Origin of the sequence: Bacillus sp. FSL L8-0167, assembly GCF_038630295.1 — a bacterium.
GTDB classification, from domain to species: Bacteria; Bacillota; Bacilli; order Bacillales; family Bacillaceae; genus Bacillus; species Bacillus safensis.
This window is the reverse complement of record NZ_CP152027.1, coordinates 3,097,421-3,112,144: the sequence shown is the minus strand read 5'-3', so window position 1 is coordinate 3,112,144 and position 14,724 is coordinate 3,097,421. Positions and strand designations below refer to the sequence as shown.

Annotated in this window: 15 protein-coding genes and 1 tRNA gene; 12 read left to right on the top strand and 4 right to left on the bottom strand. The window is 42.1% G+C overall.

Translation table 11 applies throughout. The annotated features are described in order from the left end of the window. Positions 1 to 206 precede the first annotated feature (206 nt). Genes MHB66_RS16175 through MHB66_RS16150 form a run of 6 tightly spaced genes read left to right on the top strand, consistent with a single transcriptional unit; the run spans position 207 to position 4,592 of the window. Positions 207 to 671, top strand: a complete 465-nt coding sequence (locus MHB66_RS16175; protein WP_034281027.1) for an 8-oxo-dGTP diphosphatase — start codon at positions 207 to 209, stop codon at positions 669 to 671. Positions 672 to 710: 39 nt separating this feature from the next. After that, the gene (gene rapZ / locus MHB66_RS16170; RefSeq protein ID WP_034281443.1) at positions 711 to 1,598 is read left to right on the top strand and encodes an RNase adapter RapZ; all 888 of its coding nucleotides are present in this window, start codon (positions 711 to 713) and stop codon (positions 1,596 to 1,598) included. Continuing rightward, positions 1,599 to 2,558 carry a YvcK family protein gene (locus MHB66_RS16165; protein WP_034281026.1) on the top strand — a complete coding sequence of 320 codons (960 nt, stop codon included), beginning with the start codon at positions 1,599 to 1,601 and terminating at the stop codon, positions 2,556 to 2,558. Between the two features lie 17 nt (positions 2,559 to 2,575). Next, the gene (whiA, locus tag MHB66_RS16160) at positions 2,576 to 3,526 is read left to right on the top strand and encodes a DNA-binding protein WhiA (RefSeq protein ID WP_034281025.1); all 951 of its coding nucleotides are present in this window, start codon (positions 2,576 to 2,578) and stop codon (positions 3,524 to 3,526) included. Between the two features lie 26 nt (positions 3,527 to 3,552). Beyond that, complete coding sequence (locus MHB66_RS16155; protein WP_024423549.1) at positions 3,553 to 3,810, top strand: HPr family phosphocarrier protein; 258 nt, start codon at positions 3,553 to 3,555, stop codon at positions 3,808 to 3,810. 38 nt (positions 3,811 to 3,848) lie between these two features. Further along, positions 3,849 to 4,592, top strand: a complete 744-nt coding sequence (locus tag MHB66_RS16150) for an arylamine N-acetyltransferase (RefSeq protein ID WP_046313107.1) — start codon at positions 3,849 to 3,851, stop codon at positions 4,590 to 4,592. Positions 4,593 to 4,645: 53 nt separating this feature from the next. Here MHB66_RS16150 and MHB66_RS16145 read toward each other — a convergent pair whose 3' ends face one another. Both MHB66_RS16145 and MHB66_RS16140 read right to left on the bottom strand, forming a co-directional pair. Continuing rightward, a complete protein-coding gene (locus MHB66_RS16145) occupies positions 4,646 to 5,134 on the bottom strand; it encodes a ribonuclease (protein ID WP_024423547.1) in 489 nt (162 codons plus the stop codon). A 178-nt stretch (positions 5,135 to 5,312) separates the two neighbouring features. Next, the gene (locus MHB66_RS16140) at positions 5,313 to 6,290 is read right to left on the bottom strand and encodes a D-glycerate dehydrogenase (protein ID WP_046313109.1); all 978 of its coding nucleotides are present in this window, start codon (positions 6,288 to 6,290) and stop codon (positions 5,313 to 5,315) included. 553 nt (positions 6,291 to 6,843) lie between these two features. On the opposite strand from MHB66_RS16140, the gene MHB66_RS16135 reads away from it, so the two are divergent. Both MHB66_RS16135 and MHB66_RS16130 read left to right on the top strand, forming a co-directional pair. Continuing rightward, positions 6,844 to 7,425: a carbonic anhydrase gene (locus MHB66_RS16135; RefSeq protein ID WP_041115915.1), complete on the top strand. Its 582-nt coding sequence runs from the start codon at positions 6,844 to 6,846 to the stop codon at positions 7,423 to 7,425. Positions 7,426 to 7,462: 37 nt separating this feature from the next. Next, the gene (locus MHB66_RS16130) at positions 7,463 to 9,085 is read left to right on the top strand and encodes a SulP family inorganic anion transporter (RefSeq protein WP_024423544.1); all 1,623 of its coding nucleotides are present in this window, start codon (positions 7,463 to 7,465) and stop codon (positions 9,083 to 9,085) included. Positions 9,086 to 9,112: 27 nt separating this feature from the next. Here the strand turns inward: MHB66_RS16130 and MHB66_RS16125 are convergent, their stop codons facing one another. Further along, the gene (locus MHB66_RS16125; protein ID WP_034281021.1) at positions 9,113 to 9,454 is read right to left on the bottom strand and encodes a MazG-like family protein; all 342 of its coding nucleotides are present in this window, start codon (positions 9,452 to 9,454) and stop codon (positions 9,113 to 9,115) included. A gap of 137 nt (positions 9,455 to 9,591) precedes the next feature. On the opposite strand from MHB66_RS16125, the gene MHB66_RS16120 reads away from it, so the two are divergent. Further along, complete coding sequence (locus tag MHB66_RS16120) at positions 9,592 to 10,170, top strand: TIGR00730 family Rossman fold protein (protein WP_041107909.1); 579 nt, start codon at positions 9,592 to 9,594, stop codon at positions 10,168 to 10,170. A 57-nt stretch (positions 10,171 to 10,227) separates the two neighbouring features. Here the strand turns inward: MHB66_RS16120 and clpP are convergent, their stop codons facing one another. Continuing rightward, positions 10,228 to 10,824 carry an ATP-dependent Clp endopeptidase proteolytic subunit ClpP gene (gene clpP / locus MHB66_RS16115; protein ID WP_024427684.1) on the bottom strand — a complete coding sequence of 199 codons (597 nt, stop codon included), beginning with the start codon at positions 10,822 to 10,824 and terminating at the stop codon, positions 10,228 to 10,230. A 253-nt stretch (positions 10,825 to 11,077) separates the two neighbouring features. On the opposite strand from clpP, the gene MHB66_RS16110 reads away from it, so the two are divergent. The 3 genes from MHB66_RS16110 to nikA all read left to right on the top strand — a co-directional run bounded on the left by MHB66_RS16110 (position 11,078) and on the right by nikA (position 14,717). Further along, a tRNA-Arg gene (locus tag MHB66_RS16110) sits at positions 11,078 to 11,153 on the top strand. A 634-nt stretch (positions 11,154 to 11,787) separates the two neighbouring features. Next, positions 11,788 to 12,957, top strand: coding sequence for a macrolide family glycosyltransferase (locus tag MHB66_RS16105; RefSeq protein ID WP_342490561.1), 1,170 nt, complete (start codon positions 11,788 to 11,790; stop codon positions 12,955 to 12,957). A gap of 119 nt (positions 12,958 to 13,076) precedes the next feature. After that, positions 13,077 to 14,717 (top strand): nickel ABC transporter substrate-binding protein, encoded by a 1,641-nt coding sequence (gene nikA / locus MHB66_RS16100; RefSeq protein WP_046313120.1) that lies wholly within the window; start codon positions 13,077 to 13,079, stop codon positions 14,715 to 14,717. The last annotated feature ends 7 nt before the right edge of the window (positions 14,718 to 14,724 follow it).

Here is a 14,724-nt window from a genome sequence, read left to right as displayed (position 1 = left end):
TTGCCTGAAATCAGAAATTCACGAGATGTTCACAAATGACGCATGGAGAACCATTAGATGCTGTAAAATAAAGAGTAGAGAAATTGTCCGTTACACGATTCAAACGAAAACCGGTCTGTTTTCGGGGAAGAACGGGCATGTTCATTGTGGGAGTCAGGTTGAACCTGTATAATAAGTTAAAGACATAAAAGAGTAGGTGACAGCTGATGCAACGAGTAACCAATTGTGTGCTGCATCACGAAGATCAAGTTCTCTTGCTGCAAAAGCCAAGACGGGGCTGGTGGGTAGCACCGGGCGGCAAAATGGAAAGCGGAGAATCGGTCAAGGATTCAGTCGTTCGAGAATATAGAGAAGAAACAGGTATTTATATTTTAAATCCGCAGCTGAAAGGTGTTTTTACCTTTATCATAAAAGAAGGCGATCAAATCGTTCAAGAGTGGATGATGTTCACCTTCATGGCAGATTCATTTACCGGAAAAAACGTAACAGAGTCAGAGGAAGGCGTTTTAAAATGGCATGACGTAAAGGATGTGCCTGATTTGCCGATGGCCCCAGGAGATTCCCATATTCTTGATTTCATGCTTAAAGGAAAAGGACTACTGCACGGCACTTTTACGTATACACCCGACTTTGAGCTGATTGCTTATCGGTTAGATCCTCAGGGAGAATAATACATGAACCGTTTTCATAAAGAAGGAGAGGAAGCAGGCATGAATACACACAAACAAGAAGATATTCAGCTTGTGATTATTACAGGAATGTCAGGTGCGGGGAAAACCGTCGCCATTCAAAGCTTTGAAGATTTAGGCTACTTTTGTGTTGATAACCTGCCGCCATCACTTTTACCGAAGTTCTTAGAGCTCATGAAGGAATCGAATTCCAAGATGAGCAAGGTCGCTCTTGTGATGGATTTGCGCGGACGCGAATTTTTTGACAGCTTAATTGCCGCCTTAGATGAAATGAGTGATCTTGACTGGATTACGCCAAGAATTCTATTTTTAGATGCAAATGATAAGGTGCTTGTCTCAAGATACAAAGAAACGAGACGTTCGCATCCCCTTGCGACAACAGGTTTGCCGCTCGAAGGAATTGAAATGGAGCGCGAGCTGTTAGAGGAGTTAAAAGGCCGGTCTCAAATGATTTTTGATACATCGGATTTAAAACCGAAACAGCTGCGAGAAAAAATTGTCACGCATTTTGCCACCAATCAAGGACAGGTGTTTACAGTAAATGTGATGTCCTTTGGTTTTAAATACGGCCTGCCGATAGATGCTGATCTTGTCTTTGACGTGAGATTCCTGCCGAATCCTTACTATATTGAGAGCATGCGTCCACAGACTGGAAACGATGAAGAAGTGCGCTCCTATGTGATGAAATGGAGTGAAACGCAAAAATTCACAGAGAAATTAATCGATCTCCTCAGCTTTATGCTTCCGTCCTATAAACGGGAAGGAAAAAGCCAGCTTGTGATCGCCATCGGCTGTACAGGCGGACAGCATCGATCTGTGACGCTGGCCAACTATTTATCGGAGTATTTTAAAAACGACTACTATACACATGTCACTCACCGGGACATTGAAAAGAGAAGCAGAAAATAGATGACGACACTACCAAAGGTGGTCATTCTTGGCGGCGGCACTGGCTTATCTGTTTTGCTCAGAGGGCTTAAAACGAAGCCAGTGGACATTACCGCTATTGTAACGGTTGCTGACGACGGAGGCAGCTCAGGCAGACTGCGGCATGATTTGAATATTCCCCCTCCAGGAGATATTCGAAACGTCCTTGCGGCTCTCTCTGATGTGGAACCGCTAGTAGAAGATCTATTTCAGCACCGTTTTAACAAAGGGAATGACTTAACAGGCCACTCACTCGGCAACCTCATTCTTGCGGCCATGACAAATATAACCGGTGATTTTTTTCATGCCGTCACTGAAATGAGTAAGGTTTTAAATGTGAGAGGAAAAGTATTGCCAGCAGCAAATTCAAGTGTTGTTCTTCATGCTGAATTAGAAAATGGGCAAATGGTGACAGGAGAATCGAAAATTCCCACCTATGGTGAGCGAATCAAACGCGTGTTCCTCACTCCCGATACGATTGAACCGCTGCCAGAATCCATCCAAGTCATTCGTGAGGCGGATTTGATCGTCATTGGGCCCGGCAGCCTGTATACGAGTATTTTGCCTAACTTGCTTGTCCCGCATATTGGAGAAGAAGTGATTCGCTCTAAGGCGAAAAAAGTATATATTTGCAATGTCATGACGCAGCCGGGGGAAACGCTTTCCTACAGTGCAGCTGATCATGTTCAGGCATTAAATGATCATATGGATCGTCCATTTATCGATACGATTTTTGTGAACAATAAAGAAATTCCAGAAGAAATCAAAGCAAAATATGCAGAAGAACAGGCACAGCCTGTCCAATTCGACACAGATGCACTGAAAGCAATGGGACTAGAAGTGATTCCTGGAGAAATCATTACATATGACCAGCATGTCATTCGTCATGACACGCTGAAAGTAGCCTCGCTGCTTGTCGACCTGCTGCATCAGAAAAAATAGGAATGGGGGTGGCAAGGATGTCATTTGCATCCGAAACAAAAAAAGAGCTGACTAATCTGGACGTGAAGGACTGCTGCACAAAAGCAGAGCTTTCTGCCCTCATCCGTATGAACGGTTCATTATCTTTCTCTAATCGAAAATTGATTTTAGATATACAGACAGAGAACGCAGCCATTGCAAGACGGATTTATACGCTGCTCAAGAAGAAATACGATGTGACAGTCGAACTGCTCGTCCGTAAAAAAATGAGATTGAAAAAGAATAACGTGTATATTGTCAGACTGGTAGAACGAGCGAGAACCATTTTAGAGGATTTGAAAATATTAGGTGAGCAATTTGTATTTGAGCGCAATATTTCAGAAGAGCTTGTGAAGAAAAGATGCTGCAAGCGCTCCTATATGAGAGGTGCTTTTTTAGCAGGCGGTTCTGTGAATAACCCAGAAACGTCCTCCTATCACCTTGAAATTTTTTCACTATATAAAGAACATAATGATGCCCTTTGTGAACTGATGAATCAATTTCATCTTAATAGTAAAACACTTGAGCGCAAAAAAGGGTACATTACGTACATGAAGGAAGCAGAAAAGATCACGGAATTCTTAAGTGTTGTGGGCGCTCATAACTCACTGCTCCGCTTTGAAGATGTGCGGATCGTCCGAGATATGAGGAACTCCGTCAACCGGCTCGTCAATTGTGAAACAGCAAACTTGAATAAAACGATTGGTGCATCACTGCGTCAGGTCGAGAACATTCAATTCATTGATGAAAAAATTGGACTTGATGCCCTGCCGGAAAAGCTTCGTGAAATTGCCAAACTGCGAGTCGACTATCAAGAGGTCACGCTGAAGGAACTTGGAGAAATGGTGGAAAGCGGCAAGATCAGCAAGTCAGGGATTAACCACCGTTTAAGAAAGCTAGATCAAATCGCAGAACAATTACGAAACGGACAAGCTGTTACACTCAAATAGGAGAATGAAAAAGGGAGGCAGATCATATGGTGGAAAAAACGGTCACCATCCAGCTGAAAACAGGCTTGCAGGCACGTCCAGCTGCTTTGTTCGTACAAGAAGCCAATCGCTTTGGTGCTGATATTTTTCTAGAGAAAGATGGGAAAAAAGTCAATGCGAAAAGCATTATGGGTCTCATGAGTCTTGCGATCAGCTCTGGGGTTACTGTCACACTGATTGCAGATGGTGCGGATGAGCAAGAAGCCATTGAGGCGTTAACGGATTTTATCAATCAAGAAAACTGAGTCTCTTCAAAGGCTCAGTTTTTTTAGGAGGGAATGTCATGATTCAAACAGCTTTTTTACAGAAGATCGGATATGAAGGCCAGTCCATCACCTTTGATGACTTGCCTGTAGTATTAAAAAAAATGGCCTTTACCTTTCCGTTTGAAAATAGAGCTGTTCTGAACAAACAATCCTACGCTTTGAATCAAGAAGGGTTGAAGCAGCATCTACTTGAAGGAAACAGAGGAGGTCTTTGTTACGATCTCAATCCTCTCTTATACTATGTGTTAAAAGAGGCTGGGCTCTCTGTACAGCTTCTTCAAGGAACAGTGTATATCAAAGAAGCGGATACGTGGGCCATTGATGGCACGCATGTAGCCATCATGTTGAAACATCATAACGAACGCTTTCTCATTGATGCGGGATTTGGTGTGAATTTACCTCTCCAGCCTGTGCCTTTTACAGAAGATTGGGTGGAAGGAGCGTCTATTCGGTTTCGCGTCAAAGCAAAGGAAACCGAAAAAGGGACACATCTGCTCCAATTAGATAAGGGAGATGGCACTGAAACAGGCTATGCTTTCACATTGAATGAGGTGGACGAGTCTGTATTAGCCCAAATGAGACACGAGATTTATGAAAATGAATCCTCTCCATTTAACAAAAGACCGCTTGCGTCAAAGCTCACGCCAACAGGACGTGTGATCGTTACTGAGGATCATGTCACCACACATGAACATGAAGAAGTATCGAAAAAGCCGCTTCCGATTCCTTTTGAGGATTACGTAAAAAAGCTTATACCGTAAACCACCATATGAAAAGACAGCCCCAGATCAAATAGGGCTGTCTTTTTTATTGATTATCGAATACGTGTGAAAGTCGCATAATGGTCTGTTGTTTTGTAAATGAGCCAGTCGCTTGAATACACAAGACGGTCTGCATTGCGGAAGCCTGAAACGTAGTTGATGTCTGCCTCACGCCATGTTCGGCCGCTTGCTGAAGGAAGACGTCCCTCCCGGTTTGAGAAAATATCTCCACCAATGCTTTTACCTGGCGCCACCTCTGCTAGATTTCCCTTAGATGCCACCCATCCGAGAGCACTTGCTTGTGATTTCGTAATGTAGTTATCAGGCAGTCGTTTGTAGCGAATTAAATAATCTGCTACACCATCAAACGTATTAATGACGGCAAGGGTGCGCACATCTGGCGTGAGCTGAATAGAAGCAGTTTCAGTTGTGGCTGTTGGTGTAAGAGGTGTTTCTGCATGAGCTTGCTGCGGGACAAATCCAGAAAACAGAATAGCAGCGATCAGAGCGAACATAGTAAAAACCGAACTCAATCTTTTCATCTTCATCCTCCTATTAAGGAAATCGGATGCCGTCCTCTTGATGCTTGTCTAGCTCATATTATAGCACCCGAACATAAAGGAAATGTAAAGAATCAGGATATTTGCTAAAATGAGTCTTTTCTCCTGATGTCTCCTAAAAGAAATAAATAAAAAGACGCAGTTTCTGCGTCTTATCTGTTCAAGATGAAGCAAGCTCCTTCACAACATCAACAGGCGCCTTCCCATCTATTCCATGAATCACATTATGAATGGCTCGTTTTAGCATGAGATCCCTTGTTGTTTCAGTAGCGGAACCGATGTGAGGGGCTAGGGTGACATTGTTCATCTCTTTGAAAGGATGATCCTCTTGAAGCGGTTCCTGCTCATACACATCAAGACCAGCGCCTTTGATCCATCCCTCCTGAAGTGCTTGAATGAGGCTTTTTTCATCCACTGTTTTTCCGCGGGAAATGTTTACAAATAAAGCCGTTTGCTTCATTAACTTCAATTCTCGTTTCCCTATCATATGATATGTTTCCTCGGTCAGCGGTGTAATCAACACGATGATATCAGCTTGTTTTAAAAGTTCATCAAGTGCACAATAGACAGCGCCATACGCCGTTTCAGCCTTTTCATTCCGGCTTCGGTTATGATAAAGAACGTTCATATCAAAACCATGTGCTGCCCGTTTGGCCACTTGTTCTCCGATACGCCCCATGCCAATAATACCGAGCGTTTGGTGATGTACGTCGATGCCAAAGATCTCTTCCTCCTGTACGAATTTCGTCCATTTTCCTTCACGGATAAAACGGTCAAGCTCGGCGATTCTTCGCGCAGAGGAGAGAATGAGCGAAAAGGCAAGGTCAGCCACGGTATGATCGAGGGTATAAGGAGTGTGCGTACCAATCACGCCTCTTTGCCTCATCGCTTCTATATCGAAATTGTCATAGCCGACAGAGTTATTACTCACCACCTTGAGTTTTGGTGCGTGATCTAACAGCTCTTGATCGATTTTTGTTCCAGACGTTAAAAGACCATCAGCATGCTGCAGCTTCTCAAACAACATGTCTCTTGGAATAGGGTCTTTGGATTGCCAAACTTCGTATGTACAATGTTCCTTTAGCATTTCTTCAAAAGAGGCAGGTAAGGGTTTGGCGACAAAAATGTGTGGTGTCACAGTCAATTCGCTCCTTTCACATGGTCATCTTACTCCTTTTATTATATAGCAACGATTTCGGCAGAACACGTTTGAATGTTAGCAGCTCAATATTTAATATACTGAAATAACGGTAAAGAAAGACATTTTCTTAGTGAAAAAGTAGATTCTTATGCCATCTGATGCATTTTTTATCTATATAAAAATAAGCTGATAGTAGATGAGACATGTGAAATTGCAAAATTTTACGAGAGATTATCTGACAAACTGGAAAATAGATCGAGACTTTTTGATAGGAAATTTATTATATTTGAAATGTATTAAACGGGATGGTCATTTTCTACTAAACCATTTTATTGTCTTTTGGTGTGATGAGAACAATAGATTGAAAACAAACCCGCGAAGCCGTTGGGATGCAGCGTAAAATAGAGAAAATGATGATATTTCTTCTCATCGTTTTCTCATTTTTTTCTTTTTTTTCTATCATTTTTCTTCTCTATTCTTGAGAACACAAGAAAGAAAAGGAGGACAGGCACGAGCTTACGTTACTTAAAAAAAGATGGGAGATGGCAAAATGGAGTCAAAATTAGAACAGATTCTTCGGCACAATTCAGAGTTTGTGAATGAGAGACATTATGAGCCTTACAAAGCGGGGAAATTTCCTGAGAAAAAACTGGTTATTTTAACGTGCATGGATACCCGTCTTTTGGAATTATTGCCGCAATCTATGGGGCTGCGCAACGGGGATGCAAAAATCATTAAGAATGCAGGCGCCATCGTGACACATCCGTTCGGCAGTGTGATGCGGAGTATCCTGCTAGCCATCTATGAACTAAAGGCAGAGGAAGTATGCATTGTAGGGCATCATGAATGCGGAATGGCAGGTCTTGCGGCGGACCCTTTACTTGAAAAGGCGAAAGCACGCGGAATCGAAGAGAAATGCTTAAGCATTGTGAAAAACTCAGGAGTTGATTTAAAGGGCTGGCTGACAGGCTTTGATTCAGTTGAAGAAAGCGTGGCCCAAAGTGTGAAATTAGTGAAAGAGCATCCACTGATGCCAAGTGATGTGGCAGTTCATGGACTGGTGATTCACCCAGCGACAGGAAAGCTGGATGTCGTAGTGAAAGACAAACAAATTGACCCACAGTATACCTAAATCATCTACACATACTTGAAGGAGGCCAACACATACCATGCGTTTTTATGGAAGATTTGAAGGGTACAATTCATCAAAGTTTAGACGCGATTTAATCGCTGGGCTTGTCGTGGGCGTTGTGGCAATTCCTTTAGGCATGGCATTTGCCATTGCATCTGGTGTCGGACCAGAATATGGATTATACACAGTCATCGTTGCCGGCATTTTGATTTCATTGTTTGGTGGTTCAAAGTATCAGATCGGCGGGCCGACCGGGGCGTTTGTTCCCATTTTATTCGGGATCGTCAGCCAGTACGGTATTGAAAACTTGCTCATTGCCGGTTTTATGGCAGGCTGTATGCTTGTATTATTCGGAATATTCAAACTAGGAAAGCTCATGAAATTTATTCCTCGTCCGGTTATCATCGGTTTTACTGCTGGCATTGCTGTCATTATTTTTTCAGGACAGATTGCCAACTTCCTCGGATTAAAGGGTGTTGAAAAACATGAAAGCTTTTTCCTCAATATGAGAGAAATCGTGGTCCATCTTGGTACCACAAACAGTCTCGCCATTATCACAGCCGTCATCGGGCTCATCGTGATTTTGGCGGCACAAAAATACATTCCCAAAATACCTGGTGCTCTATTAGGTTTATTGGCTTCTACGTTTCTAGCCGTTCTCTTTTTTCAAGGACAAGTTGAAACGATTGGCTCTGCATATGGTGAAATCCCTCGTCAGCTGCCAACCTTCGCTTTTCCTGAATTGACGATTGAAAAAATGATATACCTCCTGCCTCCAGCAATTGTCATTGCGCTTTTAGGCGGCGTGGAATCGATTTTATCCGCAATGGTCGCTGATAATATGAAAGGCTCTAAGCATGACAGCAATAAAGAGCTTGTGGGGCAAGGAATTGCCAATATGGCGGCACCGCTTTTCGGAGGAATTCCAGCGACAGGTGCTATTGCCCGAACGGCCACGAACATAAAAAATGGCGGGGCTAGTCCGATTTCTGGTGTTGTACATGGCGTTGTCGTCTTGCTGATCTTAATGGTATTTGCGCCGTATGCGTCGATGATTCCACTTGCTGCAATGGCACCGATTTTAATGTTTGTTGCTTGGAATATGAGTGAGAGAAAAGAGTTTATCAATATTTTGAAAGTGAAAAACGCTGATTCGCTTGTACTGGTCGTGACCTTCCTGCTCACGGTCATCGGTGATTTGATTATTGGCGTCACTGCTGGTCTCATTTTAGCGTTTATCGCCTTTATCAAAAAAATGAGCCAGACGACCAATATTCATACCAATGTCGCTGTTCCTCAAATGGAAACAGCAGCTGCTTTAGAAAAACAGACAGAGGAGAAAGGGATCAGTATGTATTCCATTGAAGGGCCGCTCTTTTTCGGAACAACAGATTCATTAGAAAATTCGATATTGGATCATGTTCAAACAAAACCGAAAACGCTCATTCTGCTTATGAATAAAGTCAATTACATGGACACATCGGCAGAAGCGGTTCTCATGAATATCTCCAATCGGTTAAAGCATCATAATGGGAAGCTGATGATCGTTGGACTTCAATCACAGCCTAAGGAGCTTTTGCATCGAACAGGTCTATTCCATCATATCGGAAAACAGCATTTCTTTGAACGAACGGATGACATCTCACCACAGCATCTTTAAGGCGTAAAAAAACACGTGACAGCTTAGTCACGTGTTTTTTACTGGCTCTTTTTCTCCAGAAAAGCGTTTGTTGAGTTTTTGTTGATGAGCGCTGAAGACCTCTTCTACTGTGACATCATATTGATCCGCTAAAATGAGGAGATTTGCTAAAACATCTCCCATTTCTTCAATGAGTTCTTTCTTCAGCTCAGATGATTCCTGTCTCTGCTCATCAGGCCGGTCTCGTCCGATTTCTATTGCTCTAACAGCGCGAGCGAGTTCACCCGTTTCTTCCATTAAGAAGCCTAACCGGATAAACGGTCCGTATTCTGTCCAGTTTCTCGTTTGATAAAAATCCTTGATCCACTTCTCCATCTCAGTTGTTTGCATTCTCTCTATACAGCTCCTTATATGGTGTTCACTCTTTTGATTTTACACTATATATAGAAGAAACGGCTGTTTCTTTACAAATCATTATAGTAGAATGAGTGGGTGAAGAAATCATAGAGAGAGATGGAGCTGTTTTGATGAAAACGATTTGTGTGTTTGCTGGTTCGAATCCAGGTGTAAATGATGTCTACAAACAAAAGGCTGTAGAGCTGGGTGCTTATATGGCGAAGCAGGGCATTCGTCTTGTTTACGGCGGATCGCGTATTGGGTTAATGGGCGCGATTGCCGATGAGGTCATGAGACATGGCGGGCAAGTGATCGGGGTCATGCCTAAGGGGCTTTTTAGAGGAGAAGTCGTGCATCAAGAGCTGACAGAGCTAATTGAGGTAACAGGCATGCATGAACGAAAAGCGAAAATGAGCGAGCTGGCCGATGGGTTTATTGCGATGCCAGGCGGCTTTGGTACATATGAAGAATTATTTGAGGTGCTGTGCTGGGCACAAATCGGCATCCATCAAAAGCCGATTGGATTGTATCAAGTGAATGACTACTTCAACCCGCTCATAGACATGGTGAAATTCAGTGTACAGGAAGGTTTTTCGAATGAATCTCACCTTCAATTGTTACATGCTTCGAGTGAACCGGAGGAATTAATCACGCAGATGGCTTCTTATCAAACACCGTCTCTTCAGCAGAAATGGACGGAGCTGTCTTAAAGTATGATGAAAACAAAAAACCGTCTGTTCAGGAACAGACGGTTTTTGTTGTGATGATTATTTTTGGTCTTCTGTATTACGGGTCAAGACTTTGTCAATGAGTCCGTATTGAAGTGCTTCTTCCGCTGTTTTGAAGTTGTCACGATCTGTATCGCGCTCAATGACTTCAATTGGCTGACCAGTACGTTCAGCAAGTACTTGGTTCAGTTTATCGCGTAAAGAAAGGATTCGTTTTGCCGCAATTTCAATTTCAGTTGCTTGACCTTGGGCACCGCCGAGTGGTTGGTGAATCATGACTTCACTGTTTGGAAGAGCATAACGCTTACCTTTTTCACCAGCAGCAAGCAGGAACGCACCCATAGATGCAGCCATACCAATACAAATAGTTGATACCTTTGGTTTAATAAATTGCATCGTATCGTAAATGGCCATACCAGCTGTGATTGAACCGCCAGGGCTGTTAATGTAGATAGAAATATCTTTTTCTGGATCTTCAGCTTCTAAGAAAAGCAGCTGTGACACGATGGAGTTGGCAACATTGTCATCGATCGCAGAACCAAGCATGATAATACGGTCTTTTAAAAGACGAGAATAAATGTCGTAAGCTCTTTCCCCACGATTTGTTTGCTCAATGACTGTAGGTATTAAATTCATAATGTTCCTCCTTCACCTTTTAGGTAAGTATGTAATTCAATGATACATTTTTGGTCAATAAAGGTCAAACAAAACGCTGACCTAAATTCAAATACCCCTATCCATTTTCCCCAAAATCATTCCACTTCAAACCATCATATTAGTGTATGAATACAAAGTAAGAAAATACATCATCATGACGAATGATTAATCATTGCTTTCTTGCAGCATTTCCCTTATAATTTGATATGCTGACGTTCAAAAAACATATCGTGCGCTCGTAGCTCAGTTGGATAGAGCGGTGGTTTCCGGTACCACGTCTGCCGGGGGTTCGAATCCCTCCGAGCGCGTACTTGACCTTGCTTACGATGTTAAAGGTCTTTCATGAACCCCTCTTCATATGGAGAGAGGTTTTTTTGTTTTCATTCGGGTTATCGTTCACTAGGGTGAGGGAAGTGAAAAAATGATCTGGTTGCAAGCCAGCAACATCTATCCGAATATAATAAAATAACCCCCACTCTTAACATAAGAATGGGGGTTATTGCTATAAAGGAGTTACCTGCCTTTCTGGCCTTTCCTGTAAATAGCCGCAGGTATAATTGTAAGAAGAACAATGACAAATCCAATCACGGATACAGTATTTTTTATTGTATTGTCATTCACGGTGAAGTTTGTCACAATCATTGCCGCTAGACAAAGAATGATAATTAAATAACTGTATTTCTCCAAGACTTTCACAAAATATCCCTCCAATATGAATCTATAAATAATATACTAATTATACAAAAATGAATAATAAAGGGTTATGTTGGATGTTCGTATAAGAAGTGCATTATATGCTTCGTAACAATCTTATCAGGTTCATGTCCCTCCATGAAATACTGGACGTAAGACTCATTTCTTCCCTTTTCAGGCGTATTTGTTGAGCCGGCTTGCTGTATATGATTAACATGGAAGGGAATTGACAATGAGGAGGAATTTCTTGTGGCGAAGATTTTATTGATTACGTTTCCAGCTGAAGGACATGTGAACCCTATGTTAGAAATGATTAAAGCATGGACGGATCGAGGCGATGAAGTGCATGCGGTCACAACTGTACATTATGAGGAACGAATCAAACGCTTAGGCGCTCACGTACATATACATCCAGACTATATTCGGACATTACATGTGGAAGAAGGAGATTTAGATTCTATGCAGCCGTTCTTTCATGCCATGCTGCAAACATCCTATGATATTTTAGAGGTGGTGGAAACACTTTCCGGGAAACATTCATTTGATTTGGTCTACTTTGATATGTTTGGGGCAGGAGAGCTTGTTCGAGATTACTTGCACATTCCAAGCATCGGTTCCAACCCATCTTTTGTGCTGCAAGATGCGCATTTTGATACACCGTTATACAGAAAGGATGAGAAAGCCGATCATCTGTTAGAAAAGATACAAGAGCGTTTTGGCGTTCAGCCGACGCGTTTGATGCAATTTATGAAAAACCGTGGAGAACTGAATATCGTCTATACAAGTGAATATTTCCAGCCTTCTGTTGATTCATTGAACGATTCGTTTGTCTTCATTGGACCGAGCTTTCTAAAAAGAGCCGACCAGCATGATTTCCCGCTGGAAGCACTTGAGCAAGAAAAAGTCGTTTTTATTTCCATGGGCACCGTTCTTGGGGATACAGAAGCATTTTTTAATATGTGTATAGATGCTTTCGAAGACTTTGACGGAAAAGTGATTATCGCAACAGGTGAAAAAGTAGATCGTTCTCTTTTAAAAGAGGCGCCTGCTCATTTTCTGATCGAGCCTTATGTGCCGCAGCTTGAAGTGCTCGAACTGACAGATGTGTTTATAACGCACGGCGGGATGAATAGTGTCAATGAAGGGATTCATTACCACGTTCCGATGGTCGTCATTCCAGTCGATAAAGATCAGCCGATGGTGGCACAAAGACTGACCGAATTATCTGCTGCCTGTACACTTGATAAAGATCAGCTGACACCAAAGCAGCTAAGAGAATCTGTTGAGAAGGTTTTAGGCAGTGACACGTACCGTGCGGGGATTGAGAAAATTGAAGAAAGCTTCCAAGCAGCAGGTGGAACAGAAAAAGCATTAAAGGTGATCGACCAATTCATACAAGCGAAACAGACTCAATCATGAGTCTGTTTTTTTATGAAAAGACGTTGTATTTCCCATTTCTGTATGCTAATATTCAATTCGTAATCATTTCGATTAATAATCGTAATGATTACGATAATGTTGAATTGGGGGAAGTACATATGAAGGATCAACCTGTTTACATAAAAAAGAAATATGAGAAAAGGCATCCCTATGTGACATACACCTTGATGCTGTTTTCAGTGATGGCTTGTTTTTTATTGGCATCATGCTCTGAAAACAAAGCATCTTCCAGCAATGATAGAGAAGAAGATGAGCTCGTGTATGCAAGTACAAAAGATATCAGGGACATCAATCCCCATCTATACGGCGGAGAGATGGCTGCTCAAAATATGGTGTTTGAATCGCTTGTCGTCAATACAGAGAAGGGCGTTCAGCCTGCCTTAGCGAAAAGCTGGGACATATCAAAGGATGGAAGGACCTACACCTTTCATCTTCGAAAAGGTGTGACTTTTTCAGATGGTGAGCCTTTTAATGCAAAGGCAGTGAAATTGAATATTGATGCTGTCGTCAAAAATATTGAAAAGAACGCTTGGCTTAATCTCGTATCTGAAATCAAATCCACAAAGGCGGTAGATGACGATACATTTGTTCTCACGTTGAAAGAGCCTTATTATCCTGCGTTAGAAGAGCTGGGCTTAACACGCCCCTTCCGTTTTATTTCTCCAAAAAGCTTCATTGATGGAACGACTGCAAAAGGAGTTAAAAGCTATGCAGGTACAGGTCCTTATGTACTAAAGGAACATAAGAAAAATCAATATGCCGTTTTTGAAATGAATGACCACTATTGGGGGCAAAAGCCGAAAATTTCAACTGTGAAATGGAAAGTCATGCCGGATCACCAAACCATCTTACTTGCGCTTCAAAAAGGAGAGATTGATCTTTTATTTGGAGCAGATGGTGACATGATTGATGGAGACTCATTCCAGGCTTTAAAAGAAGCAGGGCAATATGGTGTCACCATGAGCCCTCCTGTTGGTTCAAGATCGATTGTGATTAATTCAAACCAGACAATCACAAAAGATCCGAAAATAAGAGAAGCTTTTCAATACGCCATTCAAAAGGACATGATCACTGAAGGCATTTTAAATGGAACGGAAAAGGTGGCACACACATTGCTTGCTCCTTCTGTCCCTTACGCAGATATTCCACTGAAAAAGAAAACTTATCAAAAGAAGAAAGCAGAGGCAATATTGGATGAGGCAGGCTGGAGGATGAAAGAAGACGGGTATCGCTATAAAAATGGCAAACTGCTGAGTGTGGCTATTTACTATAATTCCGATAATGCAGGGGAAAGAACGATCAGTGAATCGATTCAACAAGACTTCAAGCAGGTGGGGATCAAGCTGGATATTAGAGGAGAAGAAAAACAGGCATTCTTAGATCGCCAAAAAACAGGAAAGTTCGATCTGATGTACTCGCTGTCTTGGGGGCTTCCTTATGATCCACAAACTTATGTCTCTTCATTCCGTGTAGCATCCCATGCTGATTATCAAGCTCAATTAGGACTGAAAAAGAAAAAGTGGCTGGACGAGACGATTACGGAAGTATTAGTAGAACCAGATGAGCAAAAGCGGAAACAAATGTATCAAGAAATATTAACGTATATCCATGATGAAAATGTCTACCTCCCAATCTCTTATTCTGTGACAAAGGCTGTTTATAATAAGCGCCTGAAAGGCGTAGGTTTTCATGTGTCTCAGTATGAAATCCCATTTGACCGTATGTATTTTGCGTCATAAAACGGAG

Excerpts from the sequence above, each read along its gene's own strand:
- MHB66_RS16175 (WP_034281027.1), top strand. The coding sequence starts at position 207 with ATGCAACGAGTAACCAATTGTGTGCTGCATCACGAAGATCAAGTTCTC.
- rapZ (WP_034281443.1), top strand. The coding sequence starts at position 711 with ATGAATACACACAAACAAGAAGATATTCAGCTTGTGATTATTACAGGA.
- MHB66_RS16165 (WP_034281026.1), top strand. The coding sequence starts at position 1,599 with ATGACGACACTACCAAAGGTGGTCATTCTTGGCGGCGGCACTGGCTTA.
- whiA (WP_034281025.1), top strand. The coding sequence starts at position 2,576 with ATGTCATTTGCATCCGAAACAAAAAAAGAGCTGACTAATCTGGACGTG.
- MHB66_RS16155 (WP_024423549.1), top strand. The coding sequence starts at position 3,553 with ATGGTGGAAAAAACGGTCACCATCCAGCTGAAAACAGGCTTGCAGGCA.
- MHB66_RS16150 (WP_046313107.1), top strand. The coding sequence starts at position 3,849 with ATGATTCAAACAGCTTTTTTACAGAAGATCGGATATGAAGGCCAGTCC.
- MHB66_RS16145 (WP_024423547.1), bottom strand. The coding sequence starts at position 5,134 with ATGAAAAGATTGAGTTCGGTTTTTACTATGTTCGCTCTGATCGCTGCT.
- MHB66_RS16135 (WP_041115915.1), top strand. The coding sequence starts at position 6,844 with ATGGAGTCAAAATTAGAACAGATTCTTCGGCACAATTCAGAGTTTGTG.
- MHB66_RS16130 (WP_024423544.1), top strand. The coding sequence starts at position 7,463 with ATGCGTTTTTATGGAAGATTTGAAGGGTACAATTCATCAAAGTTTAGA.
- MHB66_RS16125 (WP_034281021.1), bottom strand. The coding sequence starts at position 9,454 with ATGCAAACAACTGAGATGGAGAAGTGGATCAAGGATTTTTATCAAACG.
- MHB66_RS16120 (WP_041107909.1), top strand. The coding sequence starts at position 9,592 with ATGAAAACGATTTGTGTGTTTGCTGGTTCGAATCCAGGTGTAAATGAT.
- clpP (WP_024427684.1), bottom strand. The coding sequence starts at position 10,824 with ATGAATTTAATACCTACAGTCATTGAGCAAACAAATCGTGGGGAAAGA.
- nikA (WP_046313120.1), top strand. The coding sequence starts at position 13,077 with ATGAAGGATCAACCTGTTTACATAAAAAAGAAATATGAGAAAAGGCAT.